Consider the following 22,580-nt stretch of genomic DNA (forward strand, 5'->3'; position numbering starts at 1 on the left):
TCTTTTGATAATTTTAGATTAAGAATTTTTTTATGTTTTTACCATAAAAAAATATATGGTTTAAGCCATAAGACATAAACCATATATCATTAATTTTTATTCACCAACACTATTTGACAAAGAACCAAAAAAAGACAAGATTTGCTCTCGTCTTTAAAAAATTAAATATTCAAAAAATAAAAGTCATTTCTTTTTATTTTTGCGACCTATTCTATTGGAAATTTTCATTTCTTTTTTAAATTTCTTGAGATTTTGTTTGTATTCCCAAGCATCGTAAATTTTTATCTTTTTATTGTGCTTGCGAGCTACTTCAAAAACTCTTTCTTTGTCTTCTTCAGTAAAGAAAAATCTTTTTGTAATATCTCCCTTTGTGAAATACAAAAGTGTAAGCTTGGGCTGCTCAGGTTTTTTCTCATAAGTAATTGCTTCAATCTCTGACCAATCCCAGACATTGTAGGTCTTTGTAATCTTCATATCCGTATACATTTCCAGACCTTTGGCACTTGCTGCCACATATCTTTTAGTCAGTAAAGATAAGAGAAGGAGTCCTGCAAGGACAATTGTAAGTTTGTACTTTGTAAAAATACCCAACAAAATCAAAATAGAAGTGATTATGTAGGCATATTTTTCAGAAAAGCTTTTTCTAGGATTAACATATACATATTTAATTGCTTCGCTGTCATCATCCCAAGGTAGTTTTATATCTGACACATAATCACTTCTTTCTCTTTTAAAATTTTTAATTTGTTAATTTTTTATCGTCAATTAAGCTGTAACCTTTGGTGCTTTTCCCTCAGTCCTTAATTTTTCAAGTTGAGAAACAGCATATTTATGTGCTTCTTCAGGAGCTGCAGCAGCTTTCTTCATAACAGTTTTGCCAAATAAATTTGTGTAAGCACCGTCAGCCCAGAATATATTTTTGCCCATAAATGCAGTTATGCAAGCATAAATAGGGTTTAATAGATTAACAAATGCATATGGGAAATATACAAATGGATTCATTCCAAGTACACCGCTTTGATAAGCTCCGCAAGCTGTCCATGGGAACATACAAGCCCAAAGTGTACCGGCATCTTCAAGTGTTCTTGAAAGCATATTTCTTGCAAGTCCAAGTTCGTCATATTTGTCATCATAAAGTGGAGCAGGCACTCCAATTCCTAAAAATTGGTCACACATTGCTGCATCACAGAAAATTGATGTAAGCATTGTTGCTAAAACAAGTCCTCCAACAGAGTGAATCTTGTGTTTAATATTTCCAAAGATTCTTTCAACAGTACCACATCTTTCAAGAGCACCACCAAAGGATACTGCAAGTAAAATTAGGTTAATTGTCCACATTTGATTGTCCATACCACCCTTAGCAAGAGCCTTATCTACAAATTCGTTTCCCGTTTCAATAGATGGTCCATAGTGAAGAATACTAAAAATATCTGCAACATTATGTTGTCCTTGGAAAATAACTGCAAATAATACACCTGTTACAACTGAGATAAGAACTCCAGGAAGTCCAGGAACTCTTAGGATACATACTACAACAATTACGACTATTGGTAGAAGTACAAGTGGATTTAAATTGAAATTAGCTGCAAGTGCTTCTTCTATACCTTGTGCAATTGTAGGATCATAATTTACAACATTAATTCTTGAACCGAGAATTGCATAAATAATAAGTGAAATTAAAAATACGGGTCCTGTAGTAGAAACCATTGCCGTTACGTGATCAAATAATCCAGTATTTGAAACACCAGCTGCAAGGTTTGTAGTATCAGATAATGGAGAGAATTTATCTCCAACATAGGCTCCAGAAATTACCATACCTGCTGTAAGTGCAGGTTTGATTCCAAGACCAACTCCTATTGTCATAAATGCGATACCAATTGTACCTGTTGCTGTCCATGATGAACCACAAGCTAGTGAAACAATTGCTATAAGTATACAACCTATAGGCAAAAATAATTGTGGTGTAAGTAATCTCAATCCATAATAAATAACTGCTGGGATTGTTCCTGAAATCATGAAAGCTGAAATTAAAAGACCTACTGTAAGTAAAATTAAAATTGCTTCAAGAGTAGCTGTAAGTCTTTCGATCATTCCTTCTAACATTTCAGAAAAGCTGTGTCCACATGCTGCTCCAACTGCACATGCAACACAGATTGCAATTATTAGTGGCATATGAGCTGCGTCATATTTTTCGTCACTAAAGTTGAAAACATATACCATTAAACAAACCATTGTAATGATCGGCAAAAATGCTTCAACAAGACTAGGTAGTCTAACAGTCCTTTGACCGTCGTTCTTCATATAATTACCTCCTCGACATATCATTTAAGCATATTAACTTTACATAAATTTTTCTAATATGCTTAGGATACAATTTTAAAAATTTTTGTATCTTTGAAAATGTTTTCTGAGTAAATTTTAACTCTGAGTAATAAACAAGTCAATCAATTAATTTTAAAAATGACAGAATTACAAGAAAAAATACAATTTATTAATATCGTTACATGATAACTCATTATCATGGGTAATAATCTTTCTTGTGAAAATTTATTTTATCGCAAGTCCCATAATTATTTAATTAATAGCATTAAATAATTGAATTTACAAAAAACCCTTTAAGAAAATAAGAGTCTAAAGTGTTTTTTGTAAATTTATTTAATTCTTCCCCTTCATTAAAGATAAAGTTTTTACAATTAAATAAAATGCAAGTAGAATTTTCCACCTGCATTTTATAAATCATAGCTTTGCAAAAATTATTTAACTAATTTTCTATCTTCAACTACAAGTTCTCCATCTACATAAACTTGTTTGCATAAATTTGTTGCAAAGAAGTAAAGCGTGTAGTCTATGTTGTGAGCATCAAAAATTGTTATATTTGCTCTCTTGCCCTTGTCAAAAGATCCAATAGTCTTTGCTCTGTCAACTGAATATGCAGCATTAATAGTTACTGCGTTAAATACTTCAATTGGTGTTAATTTCATTTCAAGACAGCCAAGTTGCATAATGAATTGTAAATTTGCTGTTGGACAAGATCCTGGGTTTGAGTCTGTACAAAGTGTAATAGCCATTCCCTTCTCGAGCATTTTTCTTGCAGGTGCATAAGTGTCAAGCATTAGTGAGAAAGTTGTTCCCGGAAGTAAGTTTCCAATTACATTTGCCTTAGAAAGTGTTTCAATTTCTTCTTCATCTACCACCATTAAATGTTCTGCAGAAACTGCTCCAACTTTTGCTGCAACATCTACTCCACCAATATTTTCAATTTCATCAGAGTGAATTCTTAATTTGAAGCCTTGTTTTTTTGCAGCTTCTAAAATTCTTTCAGATTGCTCGGCAGTGAATACTCCCTTTTCGCAAAATACATCACAAAACTCGGCAAGATTTCTTTTTGCAATTTCTGGCATCATGTCTATTACAACATCAACATATTCATCAGAATTGTCTTTGTATTTTTCGTGGATTACGTGAGCTGCCATAAAAGTTCTTACAAGTTCTACTGGAAAGTCTTTGTTTAGCTTTTCAAGAACTTCAAGTTCTTTAAGCTCAGTTTCAAGAGTAATCCCATATCCGCTTTTTGCTTCAACAGTAGTTACACCATGAACTAGCATATGTTCAAGTAAATCTCTAGTCTTATCATAAAGTTCATCAAAACTTGCAGATTCAGTTGCCTTTAGCGTAGAAAGAATCCCTCCACCTGCTTCAAGAATTTCAAGATATTCCATTCCATTGAGTTTCATTGCAAATTCATTTTCACGACTTCCACCATAGACTAGGTGAGTATGAGCATCAATAAGACCTGGAGTTGCAACTTTTCCTGTAAGATCAATTATTTCCGTATTGTCGTCTTTTAGCTTTTCGTAACCCTTACCTTCGCCAATTTCTAAAATTTTTCCGTCTTTAATTGCAATATAAGCATTTTCTAAAATATCCGCTTCATTCATTTCTTCGCCTCTTAAAGGTCTTCCAATATCTTTAGGTGAAAAAACTTGGTTTAGATTAATTAATAATTTATCCGCTTTCATAAATCCTCCTTATTTTTCAAACATCGTATTTTTATTATACCCTAGTTAATTTTAAAATAAAGAAAAACTGTATTTTTAATTTTATAAGTTTTAATATTTAAGATATTTCTATATCGATGTTTTTATTATAATTTTATGATGAATTAATTTTCTTTCTTTTGGACTTTTTTTGCAAAGGTTTTATTTTTAATTTAGTTTGATAAACTTATCAATCGATAATCTGATTTTTAGTTGCTCCATTTGCTTTAAAATAGTAAATTTCTCTATTTTAATTAGTATTACTAAAAATTTTTATTTTTTTAGGAAATTAATTTCCCTATGTATTTACTTTTTAAAAATTTTAATTTATAATGGCTTATAAATGGAGGTTGATAAAAGTGATAAATAATCATAATGCAGAAGTTCAAAAGATCATGAAGGTACAAATTACGAATCTTCCAGAAAAAAAATCTTTTGAACAAGGAATTAGGAGAGCTCCTGATAGGGGATTTAGACTTTCAAAGGCACAAACTAAAATTGCCCTTAGAAATGCTCTAAGATATATCCCAGAAGAATATCACGAAGAACTAATTCCCGAATTTTTAGAAGAACTTACTACTAGAGGAAGAATCTATGGATACAGATTCAGACCAGAAGGAAGAATTTACGGCAAACCAATTGACGAATATAAGGGAAATTGCTTAGCTGGAAAAGCTTTCCAAGTAATGATTGATAATAACCTAGACTTTGATGTTGCCCTTTATCCATATGAACTTGTAACTTACGGAGAAACTGGTTCAGTTTGTCACGACTGGATGCAATACAACTTAATCAAGCAATATCTTGAAATTATGCATGATGATGAAACTCTTGTAATGGAATCTGGACATCCCCTTGGACTATTTAAATCAAGAAAAAATTCTCCAAGAGTTATAATCACTAATGGACTTATGGTTGGCGAATATGACAATCTTGAAGATTGGGAAATTGCAGAAGAAATGGGAGTTGCTAACTACGGACAAATGACTGCTGGTGGTTGGATGTACATTGGACCACAAGGTATTGTCCACGGAACTTACAACACTATCCTAAACGCTGGTAGACTAAAATTAGGTCTAAGCGAAAAAGATAACCTAGCTGGAAAATTATTCGTTTCATCTGGACTCGGTGGAATGAGTGGTGCTCAAGGTAAAGCTGGAGACATCGCTGGCGCTGTTTCCATCATCGCTGAAGTTGATATCTCAAGAATAGAAACTAGACTTGAACAAGGATGGATTAAAAAACTTGCTGAATCTCCTGAAGAAGCTTGCAAACTTGCTAAAGACGCTCTTGAAAAGAAAGAACCCCTTTCAATTGCCTTCCACGGAAATATTGTTGATCTTCTTCACTATATGGATAAAAATAACATCCACATTGACCTACTTTCTGACCAAACTTCTTGCCACAATGTATACAATGGTGGATATTGCCCAGTAGGTATTACTTTTGAAGAAAGAACTGAATTATTAAGAACTGATATTGATAAATTCCACAAACTTGTCGATAAAACTCTTAAAGAACACTTTGAAGTTATTAAAAATCTTACTGCTAAGGGAACTTACTTCTTTGACTATGGTAACTCTTTCTTAAAAGCTATTTACGATTCTGGAGTTAAAGAAATTTCAAAGAATGGTAAAGACGACAAAGACGGATTTATTTGGCCTTCTTATGTAGAAGACATTATGGGACCACTTCTATTTGACTATGGATATGGACCATTTAGATGGGTTTGCCTAAGTGGTAAACACGAAGACTTAATTGCAACTGACCACGCTGCAATGGAATGTATAGATAAAGACAGAAGATATCAAGATATGGATAACTATATCTGGATTAGAGATGCTGAAAAGAACCAATTAGTAGTTGGAACTCAAGCAAGAATCCTTTACCAAGATGCTAAGGGCAGAGTTGACATTGCTCTTAAATTCAATGAACTTGTTAGAGAAGGAAAAATTGGTCCTGTTATGATGGGTCGTGACCACCACGATGTATCTGGTACAGACTCTCCATTTAGAGAAACTTCTAATATCAAAGACGGTTCTAACGTAATGGCTGATATGGCTACTCAATGTTTCGCAGGAAACTGTGCTAGAGGTATGTCACTTGTTGCTCTTCACAACGGTGGTGGAGTTGGTATTGGTAAATCAATCAATGGTGGATTTGGTCTAGTACTTGACGGATCTGAAATGGTTGACGAAATCATCAAACTTTCACTTACTTGGGATGTAATGAGTGGCGTTGCTAGACGTAACTGGGCTAGAAACGAACACGCAATTGAAGTAACTAAAGAATTTAATGAAGACAATAAATACGGACACATTACAATTCCTTATCTTGTAAAAGATGAATTAATTGACAATGCTGTTGACGCACTTGACATTGACTAAGTTTGAATAAAAATTGCCCTGCATATCATGGAAAGCAGGGCTTTTTTCATTTTTTTAGGCTCTATAATATCTGTTTGGGAGTAAATCTCTAACAGATATTATAGAGCCTCTTTTAATAACAATACTTACAGACAAATAAATAAAATAAACTAAAAAACATAATTGCCATAAATTATTTCACACCAGTTAACTACATAATATAATATAATTAAAAATAAACTTTAATGCAGAAATATATGATATTATTTTAATATGAGTTTTCACACATAAACTATTTCAAAGTCTCATTTAATAAAAAAGTGATTACACAATAGGGTTATCTATTGTACAACACTACTCCAAACTATTTTATAATAGTCTTTTATATTTAGTAATTCCATATAAAATATACGCTAAAATTTTAATTATTAATTTCAAAATCTTTTAAAATAACTTCGTTATACGCATTAATTACTTTAAAAAAAGATGAAATATCATCTTTACTAACTTTTTCTTGCAAACTATTTAATGTTTTAGAAACATCAACTATATCAAATTTTCTATGTTCTTCATTAACCTTTTTTCCTTTTTCTGTAACATATAATAATTTAAAGCGTTTGTTTTTAACGGATGCTTCTTTTCTAATAAGCTTGTGTTCTTCCAATCGTTTTAATATTTGAGAAATAGAACTTTTACTCTTATGCCAATATTCAACTAATTCTGTAGAAGTAATTCCAGGATTATCTTCAATATATGTCAAAGTATGAACTTCTATCATTGAAAATTTAATATCTACTCCGTAAGAATGAGTTGAAAATATATAATCATTATATAAAAGAACAAATTTATACATTTCTGAATAGACATTATTTATAGAGTGAAAAACTTCATTAACGCTAATTTCACTAAATTCAAACCCTTTAGATTTAATGTCAGAAATATTATTAAATAATATTTTTAGTAATTCATTAAATTTATCATTATCCATAAATTGCCTACTTTCTAAATATTATAAGGACATTTAAGTAATTTAACATGGATATAAATAAAAGTCAAGAAAAAGAAAATAAGCATTGACAAAATAAAAAAAGTTGTTAAAATGAATCATAGTATAGTTTATTAACTAAACTATTATAAGGAGGTTTATATGAAAAAATATAATTTTGACGAAATAATTGATAGAAGAGGAACCAGTTCATTAAAATATGATTTTGGCATTCAAAGAAAAGGAAGAGATGATTTATTGCCTCTGTGGGTTGCTGATATGGATTTCAAACTTCCTAGTGTTGTTTTAGATGATCTACATAAAAGAATCTCTCACGGAATTTTTGGATATACAGACCCAGATGAAGAATATTTTGAAGCTCTTAATTATTGGTTTAAAAAATATCATAATTATACTGTTGACCCTAATACCGTTACACTTGGTTGTGGCATTGTATACGGAATTGCAACTGCTGTAAAATCGTTTACAAATAAAGGTGATTCTGTTATTATCCAACAACCTGTGTACTATCCTTTTAGAGAATGTATAGAAGACAACGATAGACTGTTTGTTAACAATCAATTAATACTGGAAAATAATAAGTATAAAATTGATTTTAAGGATTTTGAAGAAAAAATTATAGATAATAATGTTAAGATGTTTATTTTATGCAACCCTCACAATCCTGTGGGTAGAGTTTGGAATAGGGATGAATTAACAAAATTACTTGATATCTGTTATAAACATAAAGTTGTTGTTCTATCTGATGAAATCCATTGTGATTTAATATACAAGGGAAATAAATTTACTTCGGTATTTAATTTAGACGATAAATATAAGGAAATAATTGTTTTAATGACATCTCCTTCAAAAACTTTCAACATTGCAGGATTTCAACCTTCTAATATAATTATTCCCAACGAAAATTTAAGGATGAAATTTCGCAAAGAAAAAGCTAAAACAGGTTACAGTCAAGGTTCTCTTATGGGTCAAGTGGCATTAATTGCTTGTTATAAAAAGGGTGAAGAATGGTATTTAGAGTTATTAGATTATTTAGAAGATAATTTAAATTATTTTAGAAAATTTATTAAAGAAAAACTACCTATGGCAAATTTAATTGAGCCTGAGGGAACTTACTTATTATGGGTTGACTTTTCAAACTATAATTTTACTGCAGATGAATTAGATGACATTATAATTAACGATGCTAAATTATGGCTAGATTCAGGAAAAATTTTTGGAGTTGAGTCTGAGAAATTTCAACGTTTTAATATTGCTTGTCCTCGTTCTACCCTTGAGAAAGCACTTGAAAGCCTTCAAGTTGCAATAAATACAAAAAAATAATATTTAGTTAGATTTTAGGAGATAAAAAATGAAAAAAATATGGAGTGTATATGGTTCTTCGTTAATTTTACTTTTTTCAATGGTGTTTGGAGGTGTTATTGGATATTTTGTTGGTCCAGAGATAAAATTCTTACAGCCATTTGCTGACATTTTTCTTAATTTATTATATGTAAGTGTAGTCCCTCTTATCTTTTTTTCTTTGACAACTTCAATTGCAAAGATGACAGATATGTCTAAATTAAAAAAAATACTAGTCTATTTTATTATCGGTGTATTCATTACAGGAATATGTGCTTGTTTGTCAATGGTTCTTCCAATGATGTTTATAGATCCTATTGGAAATGCTGAAATTTCATTAACTCAAAATGACATTGAATTAAACGCTTCATTTAACGTATTATCAATGTTTACCGTTAATGATTTTCCTCTGCTTTTTTCAAAAAATAATTTAATGGCTTTAATTGTATTTTCAGTAATTTTATCTTTTTCATTAATACGTTCTGGAGATAGAGGAAAAAACATTATTGCCTTATTTGATGATGCAACGGAAATGATTTCGCAATTTATAAGCATTGTAATGAAAATAGCTCCAATAGGATTAGGTTCATATTTTGCAATCTTAATAGGAGAAAATGGGTCAAATTTAATTGGTCCTATGGCGAAGGCTATATTAATTTATTCAATAGTTGTTGTTATTTATTATATAATTTCTCAAACATTATATGCCTATATTGGAGCTGGTTCTGAGGGAGTCAAGGCATGGTGGAAAACTGGAATTACACCAACATTAACCGCACTTGGAACTTGTTCATCAGCAGCAACATTACCTTCAAATTTAAATCAAGCAAAACAACTTGGAATCCCTGATGAGATAGCAGATTTAGTCGTTCCACTAGGAGCTAACCTTCATAAAGACGGAGCCTGTATTATACAAATTTTAAAAGTTGCATTTCTGTGTTCATTATTTGATGTTAATTTTGTTACAGTTGAAAACATATTTTTATCAATACTAGTAGCTGTTATTGCATCCATTGTAATGGGAGGAATCCCCGCTGGAGGTTACGTCGCAGAAATATTTATTATATCAGCTTTTGGATTTCCACAATCAGCAATACCAATTATGGTACTAATTGGAACTATAACTGATGCTCCAGCAACAGTAATAAATGTTACAGGAGACACTGGCTTGGCAATGGTAATTGCAAGGCTTGTTGATGGCAAAGACTGGTTTTCAAGAAATTATGATAATAATAAATTATAAACTTTACAATTTTGATATTTTTATTATTCTATAAAAATTTATTGGATATAAATATTTCTAATGCTAAGTCTTAAAAGGAATAAAATTGGCTCTATTTCAAATTTGGGGGAGGCTCGATAATATCGGGTCTCTTTTTACCATAAAAATTAATAAATATACACAAAATAATTCTAAACTATAAATAAAAATTATATATTTTTAAGCATTGCAAATAAAACCAATAGGAGTTTCAAAATTCTTTCTTTGCACTTATATGCACCTCCAAACTTTTTGTTATTTAAGTTTAGGACTTAGTGAGTTTAAGTACAATTTTTTTACATAAAAATATCTGTTAGAAATTACTCTCCAACAGATATTATAGAGGCTTTTAAACAACTCCTTATTTTATAATCGAATATGGAGTTGTTTAATGTTTATGGCTTTTTATTTTTTAAGAATTTTTTCTAAATTGCTAATTATCTGTACAATTTCTGCCCTTGTTGCTGGCTTTTTAGGAAGTACTCTTCCCTGTTCGTCGCCTTTTATAAGCCCAAGATTATATGCTATCTTCATATCTTCTATTGCCCAGTCTGAAATAGTATTTACATCTTTAAATTTCATCTCAGAACCAGATTTTATATCTACATTTTTCATCTTTAGATATCTAACAATCATAGTAATTACTTCTTCTCTTGTTATATTACTATTAGGTGAAAATTCATCTTCCATTCTACCCTTTACTATATTATTTAGGACTAGTTTTTTTACATCTTTATAGTACCAGTCAGATTTATTTACATCTTTAAACTTGATATCTCCTGCTACATCATCTAAATCAAAGGCTCTATTCAAAATAGATACATATTCTGCCCTTGTTGCTGGATTGTCAGGTCTAAAGGTATTGTCAGGATAACCCCTTACAATTTTTCTTTCGACTGCTTTCAGTATAATATCTTTCGCCCAATGATTGTCTATATCCGTTAATTGTACAGAAATATTCTCCTTCTTGCTACTTTCTTTAGTTGTTTTTTTGTTCTCAACTGCTCTTACTTCATTTACCTTTGAAGGTTGCCTATATCCACTCATTCTTGAATAAGTGTGGTCTGAATAATAACTATCACTATCTAATTTTTCATCTTTTGAGATAGGTGTTATTGGAGTGCTTGGTTTTTCCGTAGGTGTCGAAGGCGTTTTTAAAATATTAAGAGTATACTCTTTTTCTACTTCATTTCCGTAGTTATCACTTATTATAACTATTATTTTCTTCTTGTTCGGTCCTTCATTTTCACTGCTCTTTAAGGAAACCTTTATTCCCTCAGGTATTTCAAATAAATTGGCTATATTGTTTAATTCTTCCTCATTGACATTTAGTTTGATCAATTTCGCATCAGGAATTGGAAGAATTTCAATATTATATTCTTGTCTATAAGTGTTTCCGTCTTTTGTAAATTCAACTTTTACAAGAGTTTTACCCACTTTATTTGCATCAATTGGTTCTACAAGTTCTGCACTTACTCCTTCAGGTAAATCAAATAATACATCTATTTTTCTTAATTCTTCTGCTAAAAACTTGTCTTTTTTAAGTGCTATATCCAAAGTTTTTTCGCCATAACGACCTGGACGTTTTTTAGCCTTTAAATTTTCTTCTGTCTTAATTCCAGAAGCAACTCCTTCTACTTCCTCATAAATAGCTTGTTTAATAGGAAGTGTATATTCTCTTGTCTTATAGATGTTTTCTTCATTCTTTATTCTTATTTTAACCTTTGCTACTTGCTTATTTCCTTCTACTTGTTCAATTTTTGCTTTCTCTAAAACTTCGGCGCTATAACCTTTTGGAAGTTGAAGGATGGCATTTGCATCGGTCAAGTCACTAAAATCAAAGGCTTCTTTTTTCGCTGGTATTTCAGGGAATTGAACTTCCTTATCTTCTTTTTTGCTTGCATCAATAATCTTTTCAGAAGTATTTCCCGCTCTGTCGGTAGCTATTACTTGGATGATATATTCATCTCCATATTTTGAAAGCTGGCTTCCACTTTCGTAAGGCTTACCATTTACAAGGATAATCTTTGCTTCATCTGCTATACTTCTATCGTCCTTGATTTCAATATCAAGTATATCGCTGCCATTAAATGTTTGATTCTTGACATTTATTGTCGGAGGAACATTATCAAAGGCAACTCTATATTTTAAATTCTCAGTCTTGTTGTGATGTCTATCCTCTGCATATAATGTTATTAAATCGCCATCTTGTACAGATATTTCACGATTGAATTCCGCCTTATTATCTCCCATCATACCCGGTAAATTTGCACTTGCTACATTATCTCCATTAATATACATAGACCAATTGTCATTAGAATCCCTTACCGTACCCTTTATAGTGATAGTGTCTGAATTTGTAAATATATACTCACTAGAGTCAAAAATATTTGAATCGTCTCTTCCAATTCTTGACTTGTCTATTTTAAATTCTGGTGCTTCACTATCTAGTAGTATAATATGTCCCCTACTATATAAAATCTCATCAGGATTATCTTTCTTATAGACAGTGACATTTATAATATTAAATCCTTCTTGAATTTCAAGACGCTGACTTGGAACTCTTCCACCTGTTCCCAAACCTGAAATATCTGTCATTGGATTATATCCATTTTTGCCATAATTATAAGATGTCAATCTCATTCTATAGTCTTTAGTACCCTCAGGCATGTTGAAAAACTCTGTATTAAAATAAATTTTATCTTCGATTTTTGATATATCTTTTATACTTAAATTTACTTCACGCCAATTATACATTATTTTTGATAATTCTGGTCTAAACTTAGCTTCAGTATCATCGTCAAGCTCCGTATAGACTAAAGCACCTGGTCTTGTATCTGCTTTATGAGAACCCGATGTGCTTTCTTCTGTACTTTTTGCAACATTTTTATTTAAGTCTACATTGTAGCCTTCCATAATATTTCCTGCAGTATCCATTGCCTCTATGCGCAGTGTAGATCTAGTTAAATTATTGATATGCTCGTCTAGATTTTCAATTTTATATTCATCATCACTAATTTTTTGAACTGGAATTATTTTTCCATCTATACTTGCTCCAACAAAAGCAAGTCCATGTTCGTCGTTGATTTTAAAGCTAGCTGTATTTGATCCAAAGGTTGGCATCATTGTCATCTTAGGACCTGTATTGTCAATTCTAACAGGCATATATAACTCTTGATAAGGTGCATTTTCCTTAACGCGAGCCCTTATTCTAAAATAGTATTGTCCTTCATCGGCAGGAGTCATTATTCCCGGATATGCTTCTTCATCTTCAAATTGACCATCTCTACTTACATATACCTCGCCATCCCATTGTAAAAGTGGATTTGGCGCTAAGAATTTATTATCATATTGCCATTTATTTTCTAGTGGAAAATGTCCAAAAAACTTTCTGAAATATTTAGATGTGGACAATGTCCTCACATGTTTCTTATCTTTATCAACTATTGCAACTTCTAAATCTCTAGCTTCTCTTAACGGAATGATCCTTGCGGCTACTCCGTCCCATGCTCTTATCCCTTTATTTGAAAAAGCAATTTTACTAGGATCTATATTCCCATTCTCATCTTTTCCAAGCTCAATGAAACCTTGTGAATCATCGTGATGTGCTTCCTTTGTAGCGATTACTGTCGTTAATTTATAAATGGAATCTGCTTCCCATGCTGGTGAATCGATGATTTTACCTGCATTCCAATCGCCCTTATATCCAAAGTAAGGAATTGACAATCCTGGTTGTTTTTCTGGATTTTCGGCATCGAGATAGATAAAGCCTTCTACAAATTCATCCTTTGATTTTCCTGTATTTAATGTTACAGTTATATTTTTTTCTTCCTTAGGCTTTAACTCTACATATTCCATATTTGAGTTTATACTTGCATCTACTATTGCCTTTGAACGTGTTTCATAAATAGTATGGTTCTCAAATTCATCTTCAAAATCTTTATATTTTCTCGCCGAATCTGCCATATTAGGCTTTGACATCTCTTTTACTGTTTCTCCAAGCACAGGTCCAAAGTTCACTTGAAATTTTTGAGCTTCATTGGAATAGTTTTTAATTTTTAAGTTAAATTGTACAGTGTTTTTTTGAATCTCCTTTAGTTCAACAGAGCCTTTATCATTGTGCGTAACTAAAACATTGGTCCTTAGTGCATCATAGGCATTTACCATGCCCGCACCCTGTCTACGAGGAGAGGATTCCGTGCTGGAGTTTGCTGTGTCCATAAGAGGCTCTGCAGTATTCATCAGTAGAATCTTGTTTAGTTTTACCCTGCCTCCCTCATAATTAGCTCCACTATTTATAAGTTCTGTTACCTTATTTTTAAGAATTGCTGAAATTCCCGCAATATGAGGTGTTGACATTGATGTCCCTGACATTAGTCCGTACTTCCCATTGTGGTAGGTTGAATAGACATTTTCACCAGGCGCTACTATTTCCGGTTTTAATTCTAATTCTGCATTAGGTCCCCAACCCGAGAAACCTGATATCTTTGTATCTTTGTTAATAGATACCAGTGTTTTTTCCTCTTTAAATTCTACTTTTTGTTTCGGAGATTTTTTTATCATTTCCCTAAGGATATCTCCTTGCGTGCCGTCAATACTCGTAATCCACATTTTAGATGTATTGATTCTATCTATTGTCAGCTTGTCTGTATCATAATCCATTATCGGATATTGTTTGTAGTGATCTCTACTATAATATATAGGTGCATTTATAAGAATATATCCTACTGCTCCCTTTTCTGCTGCATTTTCAAACTTATCATATATAGTTCCGCCACCTCTAAGACCAACAGCAACCTTTCCCTTTAAATCGAGATCCTTTACGGCTGTTTTTCTGCCATTGCCGACAAAGACAAATTCATACTCCTGATTTTTTATAAATTTCTTATTGTCTTCATCACTTCCCATGTATTTATGATGGAAATCTGTACCGCCAATTTTTACAGTATCTAGGGGAACTTTATTATTAGTTGTAGAACCAACTGAAAGTCCTTCGCCAACAGATGCAATATATGTCATAGCAGAGTTGTCGATTAATTTAGCATTATTATCTGGATAAAAACCATAAGTGTCTTCTGATGCCGATGAACTGTAATTTCCAATAGCCGATACGACGACAACGCCCTTTTCTGCTGCATTTCTAACGGCTTTGTAATAAATATCTCCCACATAGCCATTTCCTGCCTGACCTATGGACATACTGATGACATCGGCTCCATTGTTTACAGCATCTTCCATAGCATGGTAGACTGCATCGTCGCCACCATATTCGAATTGTGCATAATCCTGTGTCCATTCTCCTTCTTTATCTTTAATTGGGAAGGTTCTATCTGAAAATATTCTATACATAAATAATTGTGCATTTGGTGCTACTCCTTTAAAATCTTCTGAATTAGCAGCCACAATACCAGATACGTGCATCCCGTGAGCTCTTGGAGTTCTTTCCATTAAATCAAAGGATCCCCCGAGATAATTAAAACCATGGGGTACTTTTAATGTAAATCCCTTTTGTATTTTATTTTCTTTTATTTTCACAAGGGGCTTTGCATCATCGTCTATTTTCATTGCAGGATGATTAATATCCATGCCAGAGTCTATTACCGCAACTACCGTTCCACGACCGTCAAGCTTTTCATTCCTAACTTCCTCTGCATATTTTACCGCCTCATTTACCTTTGTCATATCTCTTGCATTTAAATTTTGCGGTACAAAAGTCCCATTTTCTTGGATATTTTTTATTCCATCAATTGCTTTCACTTTTTCAAATGTATCAGTAGATATTTCTACAGATACACCATCGAAAAGAGAATTATAATTATATTTTATCTTTAATCCTTCAATTTGATTAAGTTTTGCTATTATAGTATCTCTCTTGCCCTTTTCAAATTCTAATATATATACTCTTCTCTGTATATCTTTTGCAGTATCTACCTTTCCGTCTAAAAATGCCTCTACTAGAGGATAATTTTCTTTAATTGAATTACTTGAGCCTTCGCTTTCAGGGCTCTTTGCCATAACTGAATATGGAATAGTCCCCAAAAATAAAACAAGTGCTAAAATAAAGCTTAAAGCTCTTTTTGATATACTTTTCATACTTCTCCCTTCAAGTGTAGTATTTCACTTTTATAAAATATTATTTTATAATTCTATACTTAGTTTAAACCAACCTCCAATTATTGAAGGTTGGTAATTTTATTTGTTTTTATCTTGTCTTCTCATTTACTACTTTTACAGCTTCAATTAAGACATCACTTGCCGGCATAATAAAGTAAGTCTTGCCTTGTCCGTCTGTCTTAACTTCTATAGTTTCACCCTTTGCAGTTATTTTCAACTTGTACTTAGCTTTTCCAAAATTAACTGCTTCTACATAGATTTTAGAACCTGAAATACCTTCATCTAACCATTCATTTTTACCAAAGGTAATTGAACCCTTAGTTTCAATTTTATATGTTTTAGATTCTGAATTTGAATTTTCATCCACAGGCTTGCTGCTACCTTCGTCTGGATTTCCTATACTGGCATAGATATAAATCTGAGCCTTGTATTCTGTTGCATTATACTGATCAGACTCCCTAGATACATAATCTAAAAGTTCTTGATAACTATTTGCCGTCTTATTGAATAAAACATCATTATGCTCCTGAGTCTCATTTGTCTTCTCTCTTGCAATATAGAAATATCTAAAACCAGGTGTTTGAGATAATTCTTTTAGTTTATCTAACATCTCTCGGTTTAATAAGGCATATTTTTGACCCGTTTTGAAGTTTTCCTGAGTCAAATGATAGCTTGCTTTATTTTTTACACTATTCCAATCATAAATAAGAACTTTGGCATCAATAGCATTTTCATCTACTACCTCTGGTTCTTCCGGCTCATTTTCATCTACATAATTTGGATCTATGCTGGCATAAATATAGACTTGACCTTTATATTGATCTTCATCATATTCATCAGATTCTTTCAAGCTATAAGCTAATAATTTTTCCAAATTTCCAATAATTGTGTCATTTCTTGTGGCAGAAGATATAGGTTCTCTATGGATATAGAAATACTTAAATCCTGGTTTATTCGCCAACTTTGTCAATGTGTCTTTCATGCTTTCATTTAGATTAGATAAGGGTTGATCCGTCATAAACTCGTCCTGAACATTTTCTTGGTCAGCTGAAAATATAAATACTTTCATTGGCACAGGTTCTTTTATTTCTTCTTCCTGTTCATCTACAAATATAGTTTTAATTGTAGTATCCTTATCTATTTTAATTTTAATAGGTTTAGTCTCATAACCTGCTATGCCAGTTATCGGATCTTTTTCCCCTTCAAATACTATTGGTTCATTATTTACCAGAATTTGTTTTAAAGTTTTCCCATCTCCAGTATTCAAAGCTGCCCTAATATAGATAGAACTTTCTGGGCTTACATCTAGTGTAGTCCCTCTCGCAAAGGACATTTCTTTATAGTGAGCCGTTCTATATTCTCCAGCAGGACCTCCTGAATACTCAACATTGGATTTTTTGTCGTCATTTATCTCATAGGAAGCATCCTTCCACTTTTCTATATAATCGTCCCTTCCATATAGGCAATAGGTATATGGATTCATTTCTGTTGAAGTGAAGCTAATTGTATGTTTATTGTCTTTACTTACTAAAGATTTTTCAAATTGTTCCAAGTTAAAGAGCTCTACACTTATTTCTGTAATTGCAGGATTCTCAAGCTTAAGAATTTTTTCCGCTCTTTTAATTGTTTCTACTAGTCTATTTGCACTATCTGATGTGTATCCACTTAAATCCAGACTTTTAGCGCTTTTAACTTTAGTTTCTAATGTCGCCTTATCTGCTTTTTGTCCCTTTGCTTTAATCTGTGGATTAAGCTTCATTACATACTCTTCATACTCATCTAACGCAACCATATCCTTTGTAACTTTTAGGTTTAATAATTCTGCCGTCGTATAAGTTTTGCCCGTCTTTTCTATTTGCCAAGCAGCTACTTCCATGCCCTCTCCTGCTTCAAAATTTAGAATGGCATTTTTAACCTTGTCAACATCAGAAAATTTTTGGTTGATTTGGATTTCTAAATTTTTGTTAGTATTGGGATCTATGCCGCCGTATATATAGACAGTTTCGCCTAACTCTACGTCTTCACCTGGTTCAGGTTGTGGTTCAGGCTGAGGTGCCGGTTCTGGTTGTGGCTCTGGTTCTGGTTGTGGCTCTGGTGTGGCATTTTTATCTACTAATATCGGACTTATTGTTACATCAGATTTCGGCATGATAAAATATGGCAAATCTCCTTCAGGATATTCCACTTCAATATCTCTGCCATCTGCATTAACTACTTTCCAACCGTCAACTTTCTTTCCGAAAGCTGTCATATTGGAACCAAATTTTATCAAAATCTTAGAGCCTGCTGGATAATCAAACTTTCCTTGTATATAATTTGTCTCATAATCAGCCTGGATAGTGAACATTATCCCTTTTCCATCTATCTCTATATTGAATTTTTCTCTATCGGCTATTTCCGGTGGTATAACTGGTGCTACAGGATCTCCTTTATTGTCTAGGTTTGCATTATATGGGTTATCATAGAAATATATATAGATATTAGGATTTCCCGCTCCATATCTATGTTCATTACTTGATGTCATTGCCAATAATGCCTTGAGATTTGCAGGTCCATTTCCTAAAGATTCAAATCTTATATCTCTATCCTCTCCATTAGGACCTTTAGCTCTTGCAATATAGATACTGTGATGTCTATATTGTTTAGATAATTTATCCATTACTGCTAATGTCTTTTGATCTAATTGACTATATGGCTTGCCTATAATGAATTTATCCTGAACATAGATTTCACCACTGTCATAATGGCTACATCCTGCACGTGTTGTTCTCCAAATGTTGACAGATACCTCGTTGGATAATTTATCCGTCTCTAATTTTGGTGCCACATAGTTTTGATCTTTTTCAGTCACCATTTCTATATTGATATACTTAAATCCAGTTGGGCAATCCTGAATCATATTGGACGTCAATGTTAATTGTAAAATTTCATCTATGGTATATTCTCTACCAGTTTCTTTTAATTTCCATTTAACAAATTTATATCCCGGTGCCGGTTTTGGATTTTTTAAAGCGGTTTTGACATCTTCTCTTGAATCAAATTTGTCCCCTAAATCCAATCTTAGCCCATCGAGTCCCGCGCCATTAAATGCTGGTTTGCCTTTTTCGAATTTTGATTTTATTTCAGTAGAAATTTCAGTAGGATCTTTTTTGTCTGTTCCTGTAGGATCTTTTTTGTCTGTTCCTGTAGGATCTTTTTTCTCCGGTTTCTTTAATGTATTATCGTAGGCATAAATATAAATATCTGTATAGCCTCCACCATATCTATGGTCTTCTGTAGATTCCATTGCTTTTAATTCAGCTAGAGTCTTAACTTCAATATCCATATTTCCCTCAGATGGATATCTTCCAATATAGAAGTTTTTATGTCCTTCTACTTTGGATAGTTTTTCTAGCTCTGTTAAAACCTCTGAATTTAATTCACCATATTTTTTACCTATTTTGAAATCCTTTTGAAGAGCTTTTTCTTTTATCGCAAAGTGTTTGCAGCCCAATCTACTATAGCTATAGACATGGACTGACGCTTTTCCTTCAAGGTCTTGATCTTTATAGTTCGGGTCAGCCTTGGTAATAGGCTTTAACTCTACATAATGGAAGCCATAGGGACATTCATAAACCATGTCCTTAGTTAGCTTTGTACCTAATAGCTCCTCTGTTGTGTATTGCTTTCCTGTTTTTACCGATTGCCATTTTTCAAAAATTTGTCCCCTTCCAATTTTTGGATTTGATAGGGCTTCTCTGATTGCTTTTACATCTCCAAATTTTTGATCTATGTCAATTCTCAACCCATCTAAGCCTTTAATTCCTGTGCCTAGTAGTGCAGACTTCCCTTTTTCATATTTACCTGTCTGGTCTAGTCTTGGACTTATTGATTTTTGTATTTTATCCCTATCTTCCTTTGACTCCACTGGTATTGGCTTTGGGTCTGGTTTTTTTATTTTTGAGTCCTTTGAACTACTACCACTATTATAATCTCTATAGCCACTGCTACTTATAATACTAAAAGACGATGCCCTTTTTCCCTGTGTTTTTTTAGAAACATAGCTCTCCTTTTTTATTTCTTGACCTTGTTTATTCAAGAGTTCTTTACAATTATATAAAGCTACAAAAGCATTTTCTCTAGTTGCCGCTTGATTGAAATCTCTTATTTCAAGTCCAACATCACTTCCAATGATTTTTTCTTCTTTAGCCCAATTAATATAAGAATCAGGCCATTTGGCATTTTTTATCATCTGATCACTGAGATCTCTTTTGCTAGCTACTACTAATATCTTGATTAGTTCCGCATAAGTAATATTATTCTCTGGTTTGAAAGTCCCATCTGGGTAACCTTCTATCAAATATTGACCATTGGGCATTTTTATTTTGCTTGCTGCTTGAATCACTCCCTTTGCCCAGTGATTTGAATTAACATCTGAATATTTAGATTTTTCTGATTGAAATTTTACTGCCTCGTCTTTATATCCCAAAGAATATATTAGGATTTTTGTAATCTCACTTCTCTTAATTGGATCGCCAAGGTTTAAATTTCCTCTTTCATCTCCTTCAACTATTTTTGCACTAACTAATTTGTCAACTTTTTGTTTATTAGTTATTTCTACTTTAGCAAAGACCTCAAGAGGCACAGTGCCAATCATCATTAACATTGCCATCATTAGCACAATTAATTTTCTTTTCATATCTACCTCCTAAATAGAATTAATGACACAAAATATCATTTTATAGTAATCTTGCTTATCATAGCCTTGTTTTGCTATATGTTTTTATCATAAGTTCTACTCTCTTTTGAATTAATTCCTTTTTTTGCAAAAATTTTATTATTGCAAAAATTTTATTGTGAAAATGTTTATCTCTTTTGATTACCTCCCTTTAAAAAATAAAATCCCAATCAAAATCTTCATTCATGGACATGCTATAGCTTGTAAAGACTTTGATTTAATAGAAACATCCCTCATTAGAGTATAATATAATTGATTATTATTATCATATAGATAATTATCGTTATTTTTTTAATTCTTGAAGATAAAATTAGTTTTTATTTCTCCACAATTGATTGCAATATGTGTAAATTTTTTAATTTAATTTTTCTTTATTTCTCTCTTATTATCCTAAATAAAGTATTTAAGGATTTTTGTATAAATATGTAAATCTTTAATTCCAAAATAATTTATTAAGCATAGGTAATAGAGGAATCATTTCTAATTTGCCTTTTTACTTTAATTTAAATTTTAATAGCAAATGTTTTTACCTATGACTTAATGTGTGAGTGTCTTTTTGCTCCACATGATGGTACAAGAAATTGAAAATTCTTAAAAATGAGTTTAAAGAAGTTTATGTATATAAAAATGTCTTTAAAATTTATTTTAAAAAATACGTACTTTCTCGATTATGCTTTAATTATTGTCTATTTAATTAAACTCATACAAAAATTAAGAGAGTTACAAGAAATTATTTCGATAGGATAAATTTTCCAGAATTTGAAAAGGAATAATACTTGTTTATAAATATTTTGGAGAAAAGAAATCTGCAAAACATTATGCTTTTGTTTTTATGCTAAAAACATCTAATCTTTATTTATAGCTTAGAATTGTTTTATGTATTTATTTTTAAACAAAAAAAAGACTCGACATATCGAGCCTCCCCAAAATTTGGCATAAAGCCAAAGATCTCCTATAAAATTATAGCATTAAATTGCTTTTATCTGTCAAGGCATTATCCTAACAGGTAGAATGATCGAGTCTTAACTCCCCTCAGCATTTGCTCCCATAATTTTATTATAAATTTTTAATAAAAATATAATAGTGGTTTTTCAAATCAAATATCCAATAATTTTTAGATTAAAATTATTCCTTAATATTTTATAATTGATTCCACTTTTACGCCCTTTAAGGTTTCTCTTCCCTTTAAATCTAATAACTCAATTAAGAAAACTATAGAAGACACTTCGCCCTTTAATCTTTTTACAAGATCAACACATGCCTTAGATGTACCACCAGTTGCAAGAAGGTCATCTACTATTACAATTTTTTCACCAGGGTTAATTGCATCCTTGTGAATTTCTATAGAATCTTTTCCATATTCAAGCTCATAGGATTCTATCAATTTGTCGTAAGGAAGTTTGCCTGGCTTTCTTGCTGGCACAAAACCCTTGTTTAATTTATAGGCAAGTGCCGCACCAAAAATGAATCCCCTAGCTTCCACACCAATAATTTTATCCACATCTTTGTCAATTTTTGTTGCCATTTCATCCACTGCTTTTTTAAAAGCATCTTTGTCCTTTAAAAGAGTAGTAATATCTCTAAAGATAACTTTCTCTTTTGGATAATTTTCTATTGCACGAATTGTGTCTTTTAATTCCATAATTTCCTCCATTCCTTTATAGTATAACACCTTTGTTAATTAACTAAAACTTTTATTATTTTAATTTTAATGATATAATATGTTAAATTTTTAAAT

General features: G+C 31.8%; 10 protein-coding genes. 3 read left to right on the top strand and 7 right to left on the bottom strand.

Translation table 11 applies throughout. The annotated features are described in order from the left end of the window. Positions 1–183 precede the first annotated feature (183 nt). The 3 genes from HKO22_RS08155 to hutI all read right to left on the bottom strand — a co-directional run bounded on the left by HKO22_RS08155 (position 184) and on the right by hutI (position 4,019). Entirely contained in the window at positions 184–711 is a 528-nt protein-coding gene (locus tag HKO22_RS08155) for a hypothetical protein (RefSeq protein WP_075659468.1), read from the bottom strand. A gap of 54 nt (positions 712–765) precedes the next feature. Next, a complete protein-coding gene (gene nhaC, locus HKO22_RS08160; RefSeq protein WP_169969942.1) occupies positions 766–2,301 on the bottom strand; it encodes a Na+/H+ antiporter NhaC in 1,536 nt (511 codons plus the stop codon). 452 nt (positions 2,302–2,753) lie between these two features. Further along, positions 2,754–4,019 carry an imidazolonepropionase gene (hutI, locus tag HKO22_RS08165; protein WP_169969944.1) on the bottom strand — a complete coding sequence of 422 codons (1,266 nt, stop codon included), beginning with the start codon at positions 4,017–4,019 and terminating at the stop codon, positions 2,754–2,756. 413 nt (positions 4,020–4,432) lie between these two features. Here hutI and HKO22_RS08170 point away from each other — a divergent pair, with 413 nt between their 5' ends. After that, complete coding sequence (locus HKO22_RS08170; RefSeq protein ID WP_202968698.1) at positions 4,433–6,424, top strand: urocanate hydratase; 1,992 nt, start codon at positions 4,433–4,435, stop codon at positions 6,422–6,424. Between the two features lie 400 nt (positions 6,425–6,824). Here the strand turns inward: HKO22_RS08170 and HKO22_RS08175 are convergent, their stop codons facing one another. Further along, positions 6,825–7,391: a MarR family winged helix-turn-helix transcriptional regulator gene (locus HKO22_RS08175; protein WP_083635526.1), complete on the bottom strand. Its 567-nt coding sequence runs from the start codon at positions 7,389–7,391 to the stop codon at positions 6,825–6,827. A gap of 159 nt (positions 7,392–7,550) precedes the next feature. Here HKO22_RS08175 and HKO22_RS08180 point away from each other — a divergent pair, with 159 nt between their 5' ends. Then, positions 7,551–8,732, top strand: coding sequence for a MalY/PatB family protein (locus tag HKO22_RS08180; protein WP_075659472.1), 1,182 nt, complete (start codon positions 7,551–7,553; stop codon positions 8,730–8,732). Between the two features lie 28 nt (positions 8,733–8,760). Continuing rightward, positions 8,761–9,993: a dicarboxylate/amino acid:cation symporter gene (locus HKO22_RS08185; RefSeq protein WP_169969947.1), complete on the top strand. Its 1,233-nt coding sequence runs from the start codon at positions 8,761–8,763 to the stop codon at positions 9,991–9,993. A 423-nt stretch (positions 9,994–10,416) separates the two neighbouring features. Here the strand turns inward: HKO22_RS08185 and HKO22_RS08190 are convergent, their stop codons facing one another. From HKO22_RS08190 to HKO22_RS08200, 3 genes are all read right to left on the bottom strand, one after another. Then, on the bottom strand, positions 10,417–16,104 hold the full coding sequence (locus tag HKO22_RS08190; protein WP_169969949.1) for a S8 family serine peptidase: 5,688 nt from the start codon (positions 16,102–16,104) through the stop codon (positions 10,417–10,419). A 109-nt stretch (positions 16,105–16,213) separates the two neighbouring features. Continuing rightward, a complete protein-coding gene (locus HKO22_RS08195; protein ID WP_169969950.1) occupies positions 16,214–20,803 on the bottom strand; it encodes an S-layer homology domain-containing protein in 4,590 nt (1,529 codons plus the stop codon). Positions 20,804–21,974: 1,171 nt separating this feature from the next. Then, complete coding sequence (locus HKO22_RS08200) at positions 21,975–22,484, bottom strand: adenine phosphoribosyltransferase (RefSeq protein WP_075659475.1); 510 nt, start codon at positions 22,482–22,484, stop codon at positions 21,975–21,977. Positions 22,485–22,580: the final 96 nt, after the last annotated feature.

Origin of the sequence: Peptoniphilus faecalis, from assembly GCF_012976305.1 — a bacterium.
GTDB lineage: Bacteria > Bacillota > Clostridia > Tissierellales > Peptoniphilaceae > Peptoniphilus_A > Peptoniphilus_A faecalis.

Bases quoted from the DNA above. Each gene is read 5' to 3' on its own strand.
- HKO22_RS08180 (WP_075659472.1), top strand. From the start codon at position 7,551: ATGAAAAAATATAATTTTGACGAAATAATTGATAGAAGAGGAACCAGT.
- HKO22_RS08170 (WP_202968698.1), top strand. From the start codon at position 4,433: ATGAAGGTACAAATTACGAATCTTCCAGAAAAAAAATCTTTTGAACAA.
- hutI (WP_169969944.1), bottom strand. From the start codon at position 4,019: ATGAAAGCGGATAAATTATTAATTAATCTAAACCAAGTTTTTTCACCT.
- HKO22_RS08190 (WP_169969949.1), bottom strand. From the start codon at position 16,104: ATGAAAAGTATATCAAAAAGAGCTTTAAGCTTTATTTTAGCACTTGTT.
- nhaC (WP_169969942.1), bottom strand. From the start codon at position 2,301: ATGAAGAACGACGGTCAAAGGACTGTTAGACTACCTAGTCTTGTTGAA.
- HKO22_RS08175 (WP_083635526.1), bottom strand. From the start codon at position 7,391: ATGGATAATGATAAATTTAATGAATTACTAAAAATATTATTTAATAAT.
- HKO22_RS08200 (WP_075659475.1), bottom strand. From the start codon at position 22,484: ATGGAATTAAAAGACACAATTCGTGCAATAGAAAATTATCCAAAAGAG.
- HKO22_RS08185 (WP_169969947.1), top strand. From the start codon at position 8,761: ATGAAAAAAATATGGAGTGTATATGGTTCTTCGTTAATTTTACTTTTT.
- HKO22_RS08195 (WP_169969950.1), bottom strand. From the start codon at position 20,803: ATGAAAAGAAAATTAATTGTGCTAATGATGGCAATGTTAATGATGATT.